Genomic DNA, 14,605 nt, shown 5'->3' with positions numbered 1-14,605 from the left:
TTTTGGATCGATATACCGATTAAGGCGTGTAATCAATGTATGCCGCTGCAATGGCGCGACGTTTCGCCCAAGTGATGAACTTCTCTACACGAATGGCAAATTTGTTTTCTTGCCATAGGTTATGGGTTGTAGATCCATCAACAAGCGTTGCTTGATCGCTGTACGCCACATCAACACCACCGTCCTGAGCAACAAGCAATTCGCTCATTTTTACAAGAATGATCTTGTCGCCAATGGATTGTGACGTGATAACTGGAATACCCAGAAGCGAACGCGCTGCACCCGCAAAGCTCATGCCGTTGAAATATGTATTTCCAAGAGCATCACGAAGCAAAGCGTATTGCATTGCACGCGTTTCACTCATTAAGAAATACGCATTGTCAGTGGTAAGGTTTGCGGCAACAAATGTCGTGATAAGTTTTAACAAATCGGCTTCAATTGCTGCTGCCGTAGTGCCAGAAGGTTCAATTGCTGTTACACCATTCAGAATACCCGATGGAGTCACATCGGTTTGCGCTTGAGTACCAAGAAACGTGGTATCAATCAGCACTTTGGTTGCTTCAATCAAATCATTAAGCACAAGTTGATCAATTGCTGGATCGGCACGACGCAACAATTCTTGCGTATAAACTGTAATCGCAGCCAATTTATGCTCTTTGATTTCGATACTGTTGAATGTCGGGTTAGTTAAAGGCTTTTTAGCACCTTCACCCACCCAAGAAGCAGTACCACCGCTTAATTGCCCGTTAATTTTTACATTAAACGGAACAGCACGATAACCTTTCAACTTATCAAAGATGGTTGCATTACGAAGCAATTCTAAGAAATCGCCTTTATATGTGTCTTGCTGCACAAGTGGCGCAGCGAAACCAGCATCAGTAGTGGTACCCAAGGTGGCTTTTTCAACATATTGAACCACTGCTTCGTCATAACCTAATGCTTTTGCCGCATCAACGACAGTCATTAATCGACCTTGTTTTTGCTCATGACATGCAAGCATTTTTGCACGAGCAAATTGTGCGAAAGGCATCCCTTTAGGAAGATTGGATTTAACTTCAACCTTTGGATCAGCTTTTGGCTCAGGATCGCCTTTTGCAGATTTTTTTGCTTCCTCAGGATCATTACCTGCAACAGGCGTTGCGGTTTTTGCCGCTTTTTCAATCTCTGCAATTTGAGCTTCGGTACGTGCAATATTTTTCTTAATTGCCTCAATATCTTTTTCAAGAACCTGAATTTCTGCTTCAGTTGCTTCATCAGGTGTTGTGCCTGCTGCTGCTGATTTAGACAGTGCAGTTTGCATTGCTGCGTTTTTATCTGCCAATGCTTTGAGCAGCTTTGCTAAGTATTCTTTCATAGTTTTACTCCACCCTGTGTTGGGCTATTTAGTTTTACGATTACGTGTTTTTGTTCAGATGAATCGCCATCTGGAACGTTCTGAGGTTGTTTGCCCAACGCGGCTTTGTGTTCCTCAAATGCTTTTTTAAAATCTGTTTCGCTTTCGCGATTGCATGGAATGGTGACTAAGGAAAGTTCATAAAACTCCCAATCATTAAATTTTATGCCACCACCTTTGATCATTTCCGCGTCATCCCAATTTGGGAGAAACCCAACGGATAGACCCTTGATGAGGTTGTGTTTCAAGGACTGATAAGCCTCTTCAATTCGGGCTTTCAATGCGCCTTCTTCTTCTATCTTTGGAAGATGAATTTCAACCTCAATCCCTTTACTGGTCACTTTCACATCCGTGACATGACCAATTGGTGATTTATGGTCGTGGTGAAAAAGTAATGGCATTGGCAAAGTGAACTTAGCGCCTGTGGGAACCATGATGTCTTTTGCTCGATCCTGATTGGGTGTGCTTGCCACCCCTTTAAATGTTCGTTTTTCATCGTCTACGGCTTTGATTTCGAATGAGCCGAATGATTTGTGCAGAGCAGTCATAGCCCCTCCAAAATGCAAAAACCGCCAAATAAGGCGGTTATTAAAAGAAAACCACCTTTCGGCGGTCTATTTGGTTTATAGCTTAATCTCTTAAGCGATAAGCTGTAATTGTTTTGAACTATCCAGACTATCAAGCAACTTTAAAGTATCTTTAGGAATCTCTGAAAAACACTCATTTGCCCCTCCAAATTGAATATTTGGAGTGTATTTATAATCAACTAACAAGCGATGTAACTTCTTTTCAAGATCCCAAACAAATGAAGCACTCTCACTGATAAATTTGATAACTTCATATGAGTAAGGCATATCATAACTAAATCGGTTTTTAATTTTCTTTACTGTAATTCCAATTTTGAAAAAAACTTCGTTGCTTGAGTAGCACTTAATAAGATACAGGTTGCTTTTCCCATCATGTCTTTCATCACACAGCTTTACATAATCTGATCTTTTCCAAAGAGATATTTCATTTTTGCATTGTGGACATCCAACTCCCATCAAATGGTCATTAGGGGTCTGCATAAATGACTTATGAAATTGACAAATGATCTTAACTTTAATTTTATTTCCACGATAATTAGTCAAGTCATAGTTGTACTTATCACCATGTAACGCTTTGGCTTTCTCTATAAATTCTGATGTATTGCTACTTAACTTTTCTTTAATCTTGTCATTGCCACAATGGTAACAACCATATCTGTAGTGTTCCTTAGCTTCTTGTTCAAATAAACCATGCTTTGGGCAGATAATTTTTACTTTGTGTGCTCTACCTCGGTATTCAACAAGAGAGTAATCATAAAAATTATTGTGAATAGATGACACTCTGCTTATAAATTCGTTTGTAGTTAATGGCATCTTACCAGCACATGCCAAACACCCTTGCCCCTTTAAGTGTTGCCTACTTTCCTGAAAGAAAGGTCCGTGAGTATGGCAAATAATCTTAACCTTCCCATGTGAGCCACAATAAACAACCTCAGAATAGTCATATTTATCAAAATGAATTTGCTTGGCCTTTTCTATGAATTGCCGAGTTGTCATTTTAAATTGCGTATTCTTTAATGCACCATTAGAATTGCTACCAGTCATAGTCGTTCCAGCTTAACGATTAATGATTAAAAGCCCATTAAGATTGCCGTCTTTTTGGGCTTTGTTTGTATAATAATTATACCACAAACAACAACCTACACGAAAAAAACACTATATTCTTTTTGTGCAGGTTCGGGGTTCATACTCATTAGTGCTGTAGCATTTAGAGCAGCAATTAATGGATCGATTTTAGCTACACCACTCTCCTGCTTACTGACCATAATGCCATTACCCTTCATGACAATACGAGCATTTCCAACCACCCAAGTCATCAATCCGAGACCTTGGTGCCATAACTCACGACCAGCAAGCTTTCTTTCTAAAGTTTGAAGATAGCCAGCTAACTTGTATCCTTGAGGAATACCAATGATTTGTTCTTGCGGTATTCCCGCATCAAGTAGACCATCCAATAACCCACCTATCATTAGTGGATCAAGGCCAACTTTGTCTAGCTTTCCGCTATCAAATACCTTTTTCGCAATTAATGAAATATCGGCAATATCATCACCTACTTTCTCATAAATCGTGAGGCTTCCTTCCCTTACAAAATCAAGCAGCTTAGGAGCTTCAGACTTTCTCCTCTCTAGGACGATCTGGTGACACCATGCATGGACCCACAACATCCACTCTCTTGTGGTTTTATGTCTCCCCATGAGAGCAAACCCCAATAAATCATCTAATCCACCACCATCGCCAGCTAATTCCAATACATCAGACTGCTCGATGATCTCATCTAGGGTGATATTTTTAGCCTGTTGATTCCAGAACTCAGCACCTGCCCACCGATTAGCACGTAGATTCATGCCAATTTCAATGTTTAAGTGCTTTGCCAAGAAGTCTCTAAGCGATTCTTCACCTGCATCTTTGACCTTTTTAAACTCTGAAATCAGATATTCAAGGTCTACCGATGCGCCTAAGTTTGGATTAGTGATGTAGAAGTTCTCAGGTTTTAAGTGTTCGCCTGCTTCGACCAAATGTTTTGGAAACTCATAAATGAGAGGCAAGAAGCCTTTATCCTCTTTGATCCCATCCCGTACATCACGGGCATAGTCTAAAAGCTGCTTAAATACTCCACACGGCACTTCATCCGACATTGTAGACAGATAGATCACGCAACCTTCTGGGCGAGACGCTAAACCACCTTTTGCCTCACGGAACATTGATTCAGCGTTGGCACGTTTACCAAAAAGCCAAACCTCATCGATCAAAATGATTGAAGCCTTTTTACCTGCTGCCGCATTTGATTCCGCTGCGATAACTTTAAGAGTTGCCCCAGTACCCAAATGAGTAACAGTCTTTGTGTGCTCAGACACATTGATCATTGCACTAAGTTCTTCATCAGCGCGGATAAAGTCACGAATCGGGTTAAAACTATTGTCTGCAACTTCCTTTGTTGGCGCTAAGATAATCAACTCGGCAGAAAGACGGTCATTCAACAGCAAAGCAACAAGCATTACACCAGCTGCAATTGTGGACTTAGTATTCTTCTTGGAAATCAGAAGAAAGAACTCACGTATTAATCTACGCTTTGTGCTTGGATCATACGCACCAAAGATTGCACGAACAAACTCAATTACCCATTCCAATGTGACATCGCCCATCTTTGGACTACCCATAACATCGACTAAAATCAGCTCTTTAAATATGCGCTCTGCTACATCAGCCACTTGTGGAAATAATGGCTCACAAGGCATGAGCGACTGTTTATTGACAATACGCCCCTCCCAGTCTGGGCAAGCGGTTGTCCATTCTGGAAGCATTGCGGTCATAAATTTACCTTGATATATAACCTATTTGATAGCCAACTGAGGGTGTGTCCATCCCCATGCTGCGCAACACTGTAGACATTACAATTGGCTATCAAATAAGAAACCGCCCGAAGGCGGCAGTCTTTAGATTTTTGTTAATGGTTGCCAAGCAGCAATCTGCTCAGGCGTGTAAATTTCACCGACCTGAGCCAAAACAAACTCATCTTTTCCTTCATTACACACATCAAAGTATGCAACATGATAATCCACTGATTCTTCATCAATTTGAATTGCTACGGCTACCATAGAATTGCGTTCTGGCAACTGGGCTTTATCTTTAATCCAACTCATTTTTCTCTCACATAAAAAAGAGCCATCAGGCTCGGTTATAAAAATTGGTTTTTATCAACTAGGCAATTGGTTATTCAAAGTGCCAAACTTGCCTGACTTAGTTGCAGCCTTAGCCGCATCCTCTTTGGTCTCTTTCTTGCCCTTTTCGGCTACTTTGCCGTGAACGTATGGAAGGGCGGCTTGGGCAGCTCGAACTCGCAGCGCCATGTCTTCCACTTGGTCTGTGTAGACTGACTTCAAGAACTCAAGCGGATCGTCCAATTTATTAGCAGTCTGGATAGATGTGAAAGTTGTTAAAGGTTTAATGTCGTGTTTAACAACTTGCTCGGGTGTGGCTTTTTCAAGTCGTTCAAGATAGGCAATAACATCAGGGTCTTTTGCTAAACGCGCACCTGCCGCAGATGCAGTCTTTTCAGGGCATCCAGCCAAAATGGCAGCTTCTTTATTATCTTTGCCGTTTCGTTTTGCGAGGGCAAATGCCTTCTTTTTTTCTGTTAAAGCCATGTACCCTCCTTTAACATATTTTTGAAAACTGATTTTTTCTTGTAAGTGAGGTGGGCGGTGGTGTCCGTGAGCTTTGAGCTTGAAAATTTTAACTCCCCCCTGCCTGCTGATATTTTACGCACCATTTTGATGCATATTTTTATTGGAATAATTTTCCACAAAATCATCCAGATCAATCGCTCTATCACGCAGTGCTTCTCTTGCATCACTTGGCAAGCGAGTATCGAACTGCATGCCACGCATAAAGTTAGCTGCCGATTCAAGCTGCGCTAATAGTTCTTCATCGTTCATTGTCTGCTTTCCTTCAAGGTCTTCGTCTTATGACAAGGCACACACAAACTCTGTAGGTTTGATTCATCATCATTGCCACCTTGTGCAATATTAACGATGTGATCTAACTCAAGCTCCATTGTAACTACACCACAGCACTGGCATGTGTACTTATCTCTTAGGTGAATCTTTGCCTTGAGTCTGCGCCAAGGACGACCACCACGACCTGAACCCCAACTATTCTGCCTTGGCGTTCTCTGTGCCTGTAGTCTCGGCTTGAGTGTTTGTAGTTTCATTATCTAATCCAACGTTCTCGACCTTGGTCTATCTTCTTCCTGTTCCGTAACCTGCATCAGCAACTCATTATTCTGTTCCAGTGCTGCTAGGATTATCTGATCCTTGTTCGCTATCTGCTGAATCAGTGTTGTGTTCTGTTCCACTATCTTTGTCAGCAATTCCTCTAATGCGGTTGATTGCTTTGGCTGTTCTTTCTTTTGCTCGCTCATATTGAACTCTCATCCATTCACGACGTTCTTCACATGATTTACAGACCATGGCTTACTCCAACGCATATTTCAAATCATCAGGCACAGGCAAAACCAAGCCAAACGTTTTAAGCGCAAATGATTCAATTAAATTTAGATACTCAGTGAATTGAGCTGTATTCATTCGTGTTGTAGAAGTCTCTCGAATAACACCGTTTGCTATCGCTTCATATTGCTCAGATTCGCTTTGTTTGAGAGTTTTGATGGCTAAACACATTGCTGCATATTCATCATCATCACGCTTCAATATGCCGATTAGAAACTTCTTCTTGAACTCAAAGTGCAATTGATCTTCATCATTGCCTGTCTTTCTATGAATCTCATGAAGCCATTTCCAATACAAACGGTTTTGAGCTTTTGATCTGTCTTTTGCTTCGGGTTTTATCTCAACCACAAGCGGCTTACCCTCATTAATCGCCTGAGTGTAATTGGTATGCATGAAGTTAATGGCTTTAGTGATGTCAGCATGACTCTGGATAGGAAACACGGCTTTTTGCATTTCCTACTCCCAGAACTTCGTGCGGCAATTAAATCAATTGGTTATGCTTTGTTGAGGTACTTCTGCTCGCGCTCGCGATCTTTCGATGTGGTTAATTCCCAAGGCAAGGCAACCCATCCAAGGTGAGAAACCTCATCTACGAACATTCGATTTTCAACTTGCGCTTCGGAAATCTGAAATTCAGTCAAGTCACCAGTTGACACAATACGGTGTCCATTCACATATTTTTTTAGAAACTCGAGAGCATTCTCGCCTTGTAATTCAACCATTAGAAAACCTCATAATTTTTAATATTTAGATTCAACATCCGCTCAACTCTCACTAGCCACTTCTCAAACATGGCTTCACTTTCTGCCCGGTGCTTTTAAATTAAAAATCCCTTTTCTTGCATAAAATCCACAGGATGCTTTGCGCTCTTTGTTAAATTGCAATTCTTGCAAAGCAATTGCAGGTTGTGTGGCTCATGCTTGCCGCCAAGTTTTATCGGTAAAATATGATCAATATGGTATCCATTAGCAATTGAAACCTTGCAGATTGCGCACTTAGCTTTTTGCAGTGTTTTTAGGTTAGTAATTGTGCCGCGTGGCAATCTTGGCATTATCTTTCCACGCTTCCTTCTACTGCTCCACTCTTTAACTCTCTCAGGATTTTTTTCCCTGTATTCTCGCAGCTTTCTCGCACCATCAATCTTAAATTTCTCTTTTGTTCTTTCGCGGTACGCTTGCTTCCCACCAGTCCAAGAGTGATGTTTCTCACCGTACCTGTAATTAATCTCACCCTTACTCCTCATTTCAGCCATTCTAGCAGTAGCTTTAATCTGCATAGATTCGCCATTCCTAGCGCAAACATCCTCGAGGTTACACTTGTGAGAGAAAAACTTTCCTCCGCCCATTTTTAGTTGATATTGTCTTGGGGTGAATTTCTTTTTGCAAACTAAACACTCTCTTTGCCTTTCTTTTTCGCCTTTTTCAACAATGTTCTTTCTGTACAATTCTGCACATTCACCACCACAAGTTTTATAGCGATTTAACTTACTTTTTGGTAAAAACATAGTACGCCCACAATGCCGACAATCCGTCGTATATTTTGTAGGGTCAAACTCAAATCTTAGCTCATGCCACCCTTTGTTTTTATCTTTCATAATTAACTACTTAAGATACATTTTACTGTATAAATTATAGCATATTCACACTATATCTTCTTGTTATTTCGACTATTTTCAATGTATTTTCCACCACCACTATTTAAATCCAAATCAAAATAAATCATCGTTTGATATGCTTAACATTCGATTGGTTATATCTAGTAATTTCTCAAAAAGCTCTTTCGCTTCTCTACGACTTAAATTTTTATAAGTATCTAGCGCATGGTGGCAAGCCCTACAAAGGCTAATCGTAAATTCATCCGATGCCTTTTTACCTAAGGATTTCCCATACTCAGCCCAATTCGCATGACATGCTTCACTTGGTGGAGGATTACCACACCTTACACACGGAAGCTTGCGAATCTCAGCCAGTCGCTTAGGACTACGCATAAAGAGCTGTGCGTAAATTATTAATACGCTCTTTTAGCTTGATCATAATGCCGTCAATGGTGCGCATCTCATTCAGTGTTAATCCTGATCTGCTGAGATTCTGATACTTAGACAGCTCAGCACTGCAAAACTCTAAGTCTTTTTTCGCTTGTACTTTGTCTGCCATAAATCCCAACCCTTCGGAATTTCCGAATAGTTGCCAATCGCTTATTGTCGCGCATCAAGCACTACCCGTAAGTTCTTAATCCTTTCCCTGAACTGCACAATCTTCCGGTCCACTAAGATCATTTCTTCACGTGAGAGTAATTGGCGAGATAAGCTTTGATACTTGTTCAATTCAGCAGAATACATTTCGATATTTTTTCTTATTTCTTTTGTGTCCATACAAACACCCGTCTTTAGCTTAGATGAAGTGAACCTTGCTCGTATCACTTAGATTTGCCGAGAGCGCTAAGACGCTATTCACTTCTCTAAATTAAATGGCACGCCATGCAGGACTCGAACCTACATCAATCACACTAGAATTATGATGTCTTATCCAATTAGACGAATGGCGCATAAAAAAGCCCCACCGAAGCAGGGCATAAAGAGGAAACTGAATTAAAACAGCCCAGCTATTCAAATGAACAACTGGGCTGAGCAGTAACGTAGTTTAAGGCTGACTGATGTGTTAAGGGGTCGCCAATCCGCAAGTAAATACTCACCTCTTTAGGTGGTCAATCCAAGGGTAGTGTCTTGTTCAAAACCCGCACCCTTCTACTCACTTTAATGACCAAATAAAGCGCTTATCAATTTTGGTTTGAAAGCCTGATAAGTAGCTCTCGGTTTTTGCTTGTGATCAACCACATACAAGCGAATGTGTTAGGTGGCATCATCAAGCCATGTCTAAACCCTTTATGCCCTCATGATGTGCTGGTGATAAACCAATGCCAAGGGTTGAGGCAATAAAAAAAAGCCCATCGGATTATGAGCTTTTTATAATTGGTCACTTTACTGTGTAATACGACCAGTATAGGAAAATACTACCTTATATACCGTTATTTTGTCAAATAAGCTTTGTTCAAATTTTTTCTATAGATATCAGTGTAATAATCAATTTCATCACGCATATCTTCAAGGGCGATATCCACCATCTTTTCAAGGTACGCATAACCTTTCAAATAAGTTTGAACCTTCATTTCCTTAATACCAAAAAAAATCAACTTGTCTTCGGCTTTCAAGACATTGTTTCCGCGCAAATTAAAGAACAAAGCCATCTTTGCTACCTTGAAAGCAAATGACTTTAAGTCAAACCTTACGCGCTGCACATCCTTTGCTAAAGTTTCATATAAAATCGCCGCTAGATGATGATGTAAAATATGATATGCCATGGTGTTGTCCCGATAATCACCCCATACCAGTAATTCACAATATGCCTTTGTTGCCACGTCTTCAATTGAAGCAATAGCACCGCAACGATCTTCCCAGTTTGCTGCCTTTTCTCCTGTCGATGCAGTAGATGCTTCATAGCTTGCTGTTTTAGCTCTCATTTGCTGACCAACCCATTCAAGATTTGATAATTTTTCAACTACTGCATTCATGCCATTCCCCTTATTTAAATATCGCGCAACTGTATTGGGTGCCCTTTACCCAAAAAACATCCTGCTTTTTGCATACCAGCAATGTGTTCACAATTGACCCACCCAAACCTATGATCATCATCAAAACTATGATCACCACCCATATTCCATCAGAATCTTTTTTACGCATCACGCAGCCTCCAGCATCAAATACTTTTTAATTTCATCTATGGCTTCATCCGCACCGAAGCAGACTTTGCACATGTAACCTTGTTCTTCTAAGCGTTGAATCATGAGCCTTTGACTTGGTTGTAATTTCCCTTTCTTTGACTTCAACTCAATCCAAAGCCCGTGTACTTCACCATTTGGAACGATAAGCTGAAGGTCTGGAACACCAGCCTTCACGCCTAACTTCTTGAACTTTGCAGCTTCAATTATGTTTCTTGAGCCACCATTAGGAATATGGAATAAGTAATCACTCAAACGTCCTGAACCATACTTCACACGATGCGCCCAACTCATGAGCGCCATCTGTTCTTGATCTTCTGTTGGCACTCTATTGAATCGCTTAGAACGAGCTGCCTTCAGTGACTGGACCCTTTGAGCCTCTTTGAATGTGGTCATTGGTCACCTGCCTCAAGAACATCAGTTCTTTCACGCGCTAGATATAGGTCAACTTCTTCAAGCAAGGTTTCATAGCGTCTTTTCGCTTCACTACCCAATGCAGAAGCTTCCTTCTGAATTTCCCATGCTTTGTCGTAGTCCTTTTTTGTATGCACTGGCTCGTCAGGGGCATGCACAAAACAATCCCGAAACTCTTCAAAGCGATTGATAGATTCTCTATGGATTTGAATCCAATGAATAAACATCATTCCGATTTTGGCCAATTCTTCGTTATTCACTGTCCTTCCCCCTTGAGCGCTTGCTCTTTCTCTAATGCTCTGCGTGCAATGTCTTTAGAATATGTATGGTCTTCTGACATCTTTACTGCCCAATATCCATTCAACTCACATCCATTGAGTTCCGCTTCTTTTTGCATATGTGGAATCGGGTAAGCGATCTGGTCTAACGCAAGCGTTAAGGCATCCACCCGCTTTTGCAGCTCCTCCAATTTCGCTTGCTGTGCTTCCTCACCAGCCAAATACATAGCCTTAGCTAGATTCTTTGTAGATTCCCAAACATGTCTGTTTTCTTTCCAAGCTTCTTCGAACTTTTCCATCACACACCCTCCACTTTGCAGAGCGGGCTAACATCGACCATGTCTAAGACTTCGACCTTCACTTGCTTGTAAGACTCAACGAGTTCGTAGTCTGCTAATCTTTTTTCAAGACTCGAAAATGTAACCATATCGCCTGAGGCACGATAGTTAGTAATAGCCGCCTTGACTGATTCAAACCCACCTGATCGCTGAACAATCTCAACCGATTCAACCACCTGTTTGAGTTCTTGAAGATCAACCGAATAGTGGCCAGTCATATTTGGAAAGCTAATAATGTGCCCGTGATTCTGATCTCGACTTATCCAAAAAACAGCCCAATCAGGCGCACCCTCCAAAACCGCTTTAGCTTTCTCAATACCATGTACTGCTACAAATTTATGTGCTTTCATGCTTAACCCCCTCAATCGCTCTCATACCCTTTCTCATCATTTCGAATTGGGTTTTTGAGCACGGTGTTTTACGGTTTTTAATCATCCCGATCTTTGTGCTTGAACAATTCATATAATTCGCCAAAGCCAAAGTTCGACCCAATTTCGCATCTAACCAATCACCCAACTCTTTCGCCTGCTCATCGCTAAGTCTTGGCATCTGTGCTTGAGGTTTTGCTCGACCACGCAACTTCACTTCACGATTGTTAAATTTTTGCTTTGGTGCAATACCAGTGAATCCTTGAAGCACTGTGATTTGATTGCCTTGAGCCAGCCATTCTTCTACTGTTGTTGCTGTCATGGCTTAATCTTCCCTTCAACATTCAATAAGTCTTTAGTGAACTGCGTTGCTACATAAGTGCAATTAGAGTCTTTCTTGATATATCCGCGCTCCTTTAAATCAGCCAAATAGTTTTGAATCGTGTTAATTGGTGCTTCCATCACACATTCTTGAATATCTCGGCTTGTGAATGGTTTTGTCGCATGACTTGCGAATAAGAGAATGTCAAACACGTTCTGAAATACCTCACATCTTTGAGCAACTGGTCTTGGATTGTTGTTTTTCATGCCGCACCTCCGAATAAATCTTGTTGAGATTCGATACCACCCCACTGCATAGCCATGGCGTCTGCAATACCCTGGAATGTCAAACTCCTTGCTTTTCTGCGAGCTTCCGCTGGTAGTTTTAAGGTATCTAAATGCCATGGGCTATCCGTGCCTTTACCGTTTTTGTACTTCACAATATTCGGCTCAACTACTTTGGTTGCCTTTAATGCAGGTAAGCCTTTTAGCCATAAGCACGTAGCTTTGCGTTCATGTTCTCCGAACATGTATGGATGTATAATTTGTGAAGGTTTTCTATAAACCTTACTCATGCAGCCAATCGGGTTTTCAATCGCCACTTTCTCACAATCCAAATCTGTGAAAAGTCTAAAAAATGCTATAGCTTGTTCTTGGGCTTTCTTTCTAGTTCTTGCTTTTTCCCCATAACGATCTGTATTAAACCAACGATTCCCAGCAACAGATAAAAATGTGCATGGCGGATGAGCGACAATAAGATCCCAATCGTGATAAAGCACATCTCGTACATCGCCTTGATAGTGTTTGCCGGGCTGCTCAGTGGGAAGGATGTCGCACGACATAGCATCATGGCCCAGCTTAGTAAACGCTTCACGCACTCGACCGGAGTATTCACATGCGATTAGGATTTTCACACCCCACCCCCAACTGCTAACGGCACTTTCTTGTTATCTGCCTTGTGCATTTCGATATATTCTTCCCTGTTATCGAATGGATCAGGCCAGTATTCAGAGTCGGGTTTGAGTTCAATCTTTTTTAGATCACCAGTCATTTTGTTGATCTCTTTAATCTCCCCTCTCACTGCTTTTTGCGCTTGGTTAATTGCTTCTTTAAAACTCATTTTTTGCTTCATGAGTTCCATTGTCATAATGCGGATGCGCTCTTGATCTTCGGAAAGACCTATCTTTTGAGACACAGTTTTTTCTTCAGCTTTGTAGCCGATCTGCTTTGGTGCTTGATGCCATTCTTGTTGCTTACCTGAAGCTTGAGCTTTCAAAAGATTTGCAGCGTAAATACCTTTGAACTGGTTGCGCGCCTCATTCATTTGACCAAGCGTGATCATGTATTCGACTTGATCTAACGCATATTTAGTCAAAGTCGTAATTTTCTGGTTGCGATCTTTCGTGTATTCACATGCTCTCGCCCATGCTTCATCCACTGACCACCAAGAGCCTGTTAAGCACATTGCTCTGAATTCAGCGATAGTTGGGCAATAACGACTGGAGCTTAGTTGTGACAGCCCAAAGTTGAATTGTTGCTCTGTGATGCCATACAGCGCACCAATGATGATAGTTTCGACCTGCTCAGGTGACACGTTACCCATTTGATGTGTAAACAGGTTGCCGTGAATGACGCGCATGGTGTCAATGAGTTGCTGTGCTTGCTGTGGGCCAAAAAAGGAATTAGTCATGCTGCACCTCGATCACATCAATGATGTTGTTCGGCTGCTGCTGATTTCGTTTTGCGTAGTAATCAGCCCATGCTTGTTCACGTTGTTGATTTGGTTTTGGTTGGTAGGCAGTTTGCTGATTGTTGTTTAGCTTTGCCCAGTCATCACGAATTGCTGTTTTGAAAGCAGCATCCCAATTCAGGTACTTGTACCCATTGGCTTCACACTTGGCAGTGAAATACTCAAGATGCTGCTCAAGGTGTTTGTAATTTTTTTCCAGCGCCCAAGTTCGGACTTGATCGCTGATTGTGAAGTTTTTAGGGATTGATGTTTTTGTCTTTCCAGACTCGCGTTTTTTTGCGGTTGGTTTGACTTGATCTTCGCCTGTGGTTTTTTCGTGTGCGAGTACACTATCTGATACTTCATGGTAGTTAATGGTAGTTAATGAATGTTTGTGTGACTCTGCGTCACTACTTTGTGCGCTTAAAGTCACTACTTCCTGCATTAAAGTCACTACTTCCATGTCGTCAAAGTCACTACTTGTTTTTCTAAAGTGGTGACTTTGCGTCACTGCTTTAGTGATGTTTTCTGCAACGAACTTGTATTTTGAATTGCTTCCTTTTGCTCTTTTTACCAACAAAAAACCAAGTTTTTCGAGTTGCTTAATATGGTGGCTAACAACACGGTTTGATAACCCAGTGTCATCCATTAATGTTTGGATTGTTGGGTAGCAAATGCCTGTTTCAAAATCAGCATAGGTAGCCAAAGTTAAAGCAACATGCTTTGTGGTTGAGTGCATCTTGATTGAGCGAATGCTAGTGACGTAATTAAACTTTTTTTCCGACATGGCTTTTCGCTCATTTTTTGGAAAACGAACAACCTCACCTTGTGGGTGTGGTGGTTCATGTGCTAAATTTGATTTCATTCAATGCTCCTGAAGTTTTGAATACAAAAG

23 protein-coding genes and 1 tRNA gene are annotated in these 14,605 nt (G+C 41.3%); all 24 read right to left on the bottom strand.

The window, feature by feature from the left end; translation table 11 throughout:
- Window positions 1-19 precede the first annotated feature (19 nt).
- Window positions 20-1,354, bottom strand: coding sequence for a phage major capsid protein (locus J500_RS03985; protein ID WP_004997288.1), 1,335 nt, complete (start codon window positions 1,352-1,354; stop codon window positions 20-22).
- Window positions 1,351-1,941: an HK97 family phage prohead protease gene (locus J500_RS03980; protein WP_005003597.1), complete on the bottom strand. Its 591-nt coding sequence runs from the start codon at window positions 1,939-1,941 to the stop codon at window positions 1,351-1,353. Before J500_RS03980 ends, J500_RS03985 begins: the two co-directional genes overlap by 4 nt.
- Window positions 1,942-2,031: 90 nt before the next feature.
- Window positions 2,032-3,024, bottom strand: coding sequence for a hypothetical protein (locus tag J500_RS03975; protein ID WP_034698378.1), 993 nt, complete (start codon window positions 3,022-3,024; stop codon window positions 2,032-2,034).
- Between the two features lie 95 nt (window positions 3,025-3,119).
- Window positions 3,120-4,793: a terminase large subunit gene (locus tag J500_RS03970; RefSeq protein ID WP_034698375.1), complete on the bottom strand. Its 1,674-nt coding sequence runs from the start codon at window positions 4,791-4,793 to the stop codon at window positions 3,120-3,122.
- Window positions 4,794-4,916: 123 nt separating this feature from the next.
- Complete coding sequence (locus J500_RS03965) at window positions 4,917-5,123, bottom strand: hypothetical protein (RefSeq protein ID WP_004997280.1); 207 nt, start codon at window positions 5,121-5,123, stop codon at window positions 4,917-4,919.
- A gap of 54 nt (window positions 5,124-5,177) precedes the next feature.
- Window positions 5,178-5,627, bottom strand: coding sequence for a terminase small subunit (locus J500_RS03960; RefSeq protein WP_034698372.1), 450 nt, complete (start codon window positions 5,625-5,627; stop codon window positions 5,178-5,180).
- 114 nt (window positions 5,628-5,741) lie between these two features.
- Entirely contained in the window at window positions 5,742-5,918 is a 177-nt protein-coding gene (locus J500_RS17495) for a hypothetical protein (RefSeq protein ID WP_171071569.1), read from the bottom strand.
- Complete coding sequence (locus tag J500_RS03955; RefSeq protein ID WP_034698370.1) at window positions 5,915-6,193, bottom strand: HNH endonuclease; 279 nt, start codon at window positions 6,191-6,193, stop codon at window positions 5,915-5,917. Before J500_RS03955 ends, J500_RS17495 begins: the two co-directional genes overlap by 4 nt.
- Before the next feature lie 67 nt (window positions 6,194-6,260).
- Window positions 6,261-6,452, bottom strand: a complete 192-nt coding sequence (locus tag J500_RS03950; protein ID WP_005402872.1) for a hypothetical protein — start codon at window positions 6,450-6,452, stop codon at window positions 6,261-6,263.
- Between the two features lie 3 nt (window positions 6,453-6,455).
- On the bottom strand, window positions 6,456-6,941 hold the full coding sequence (locus J500_RS03945; RefSeq protein ID WP_034698364.1) for a recombination protein NinB: 486 nt from the start codon (window positions 6,939-6,941) through the stop codon (window positions 6,456-6,458).
- Window positions 6,942-6,982: 41 nt separating this feature from the next.
- Complete coding sequence (locus tag J500_RS03940; RefSeq protein WP_034698362.1) at window positions 6,983-7,210, bottom strand: hypothetical protein; 228 nt, start codon at window positions 7,208-7,210, stop codon at window positions 6,983-6,985.
- 95 nt (window positions 7,211-7,305) lie between these two features.
- A complete protein-coding gene (locus J500_RS03935) occupies window positions 7,306-8,082 on the bottom strand; it encodes an HNH endonuclease (RefSeq protein WP_034698359.1) in 777 nt (258 codons plus the stop codon).
- 385 nt (window positions 8,083-8,467) lie between these two features.
- Entirely contained in the window at window positions 8,468-8,641 is a 174-nt protein-coding gene (locus tag J500_RS17490) for a hypothetical protein (protein WP_164542917.1), read from the bottom strand.
- Window positions 8,642-8,955: 314 nt separating this feature from the next.
- Window positions 8,956-9,032, bottom strand: a tRNA-Arg gene (locus tag J500_RS03925).
- A gap of 480 nt (window positions 9,033-9,512) precedes the next feature.
- On the bottom strand, window positions 9,513-10,055 hold the full coding sequence (locus J500_RS03920) for a hypothetical protein (RefSeq protein WP_034698354.1): 543 nt from the start codon (window positions 10,053-10,055) through the stop codon (window positions 9,513-9,515).
- A 168-nt stretch (window positions 10,056-10,223) separates the two neighbouring features.
- A complete protein-coding gene (locus J500_RS03915) occupies window positions 10,224-10,658 on the bottom strand; it encodes a VRR-NUC domain-containing protein (protein WP_034698351.1) in 435 nt (144 codons plus the stop codon).
- Window positions 10,655-10,936: a hypothetical protein gene (locus J500_RS03910; protein WP_034698348.1), complete on the bottom strand. Its 282-nt coding sequence runs from the start codon at window positions 10,934-10,936 to the stop codon at window positions 10,655-10,657. The genes J500_RS03915 and J500_RS03910 overlap by 4 nt, the downstream gene beginning before the upstream one ends.
- Complete coding sequence (locus J500_RS03905; RefSeq protein ID WP_034698345.1) at window positions 10,933-11,253, bottom strand: hypothetical protein; 321 nt, start codon at window positions 11,251-11,253, stop codon at window positions 10,933-10,935. The genes J500_RS03910 and J500_RS03905 overlap by 4 nt, the downstream gene beginning before the upstream one ends.
- Window positions 11,253-11,642: a hypothetical protein gene (locus J500_RS03900; RefSeq protein WP_052024125.1), complete on the bottom strand. Its 390-nt coding sequence runs from the start codon at window positions 11,640-11,642 to the stop codon at window positions 11,253-11,255. Before J500_RS03900 ends, J500_RS03905 begins: the two co-directional genes overlap by 1 nt.
- Entirely contained in the window at window positions 11,629-11,982 is a 354-nt protein-coding gene (locus tag J500_RS03895; protein ID WP_034698342.1) for a hypothetical protein, read from the bottom strand. The genes J500_RS03900 and J500_RS03895 overlap by 14 nt, the downstream gene beginning before the upstream one ends.
- Window positions 11,979-12,248 (bottom strand): hypothetical protein, encoded by a 270-nt coding sequence (locus J500_RS03890; RefSeq protein WP_034698339.1) that lies wholly within the window; start codon window positions 12,246-12,248, stop codon window positions 11,979-11,981. Before J500_RS03890 ends, J500_RS03895 begins: the two co-directional genes overlap by 4 nt.
- Complete coding sequence (locus J500_RS03885; RefSeq protein ID WP_034698336.1) at window positions 12,245-12,895, bottom strand: phage-like protein; 651 nt, start codon at window positions 12,893-12,895, stop codon at window positions 12,245-12,247. The genes J500_RS03890 and J500_RS03885 overlap by 4 nt, the downstream gene beginning before the upstream one ends.
- A complete protein-coding gene (locus J500_RS03880) occupies window positions 12,892-13,671 on the bottom strand; it encodes a hypothetical protein (RefSeq protein WP_034698332.1) in 780 nt (259 codons plus the stop codon). Before J500_RS03880 ends, J500_RS03885 begins: the two co-directional genes overlap by 4 nt.
- The gene (locus tag J500_RS17670; protein ID WP_052024124.1) at window positions 13,664-14,575 is read right to left on the bottom strand and encodes a helix-turn-helix domain-containing protein; all 912 of its coding nucleotides are present in this window, start codon (window positions 14,573-14,575) and stop codon (window positions 13,664-13,666) included. The genes J500_RS03880 and J500_RS17670 overlap by 8 nt, the downstream gene beginning before the upstream one ends.
- Between the last annotated feature and the right edge of the window lie 30 nt (window positions 14,576-14,605).

Origin of the sequence: Acinetobacter sp. 479375 (assembly GCF_000581715.1) — a bacterium.
In the GTDB taxonomy this organism is placed as follows: Bacteria; Pseudomonadota; Gammaproteobacteria; order Pseudomonadales; family Moraxellaceae; genus Acinetobacter; species Acinetobacter ursingii.
The sequence above is the reverse complement of the archived record's forward strand: the minus strand, read 5'-3'. Positions and strand labels throughout refer to the sequence as shown.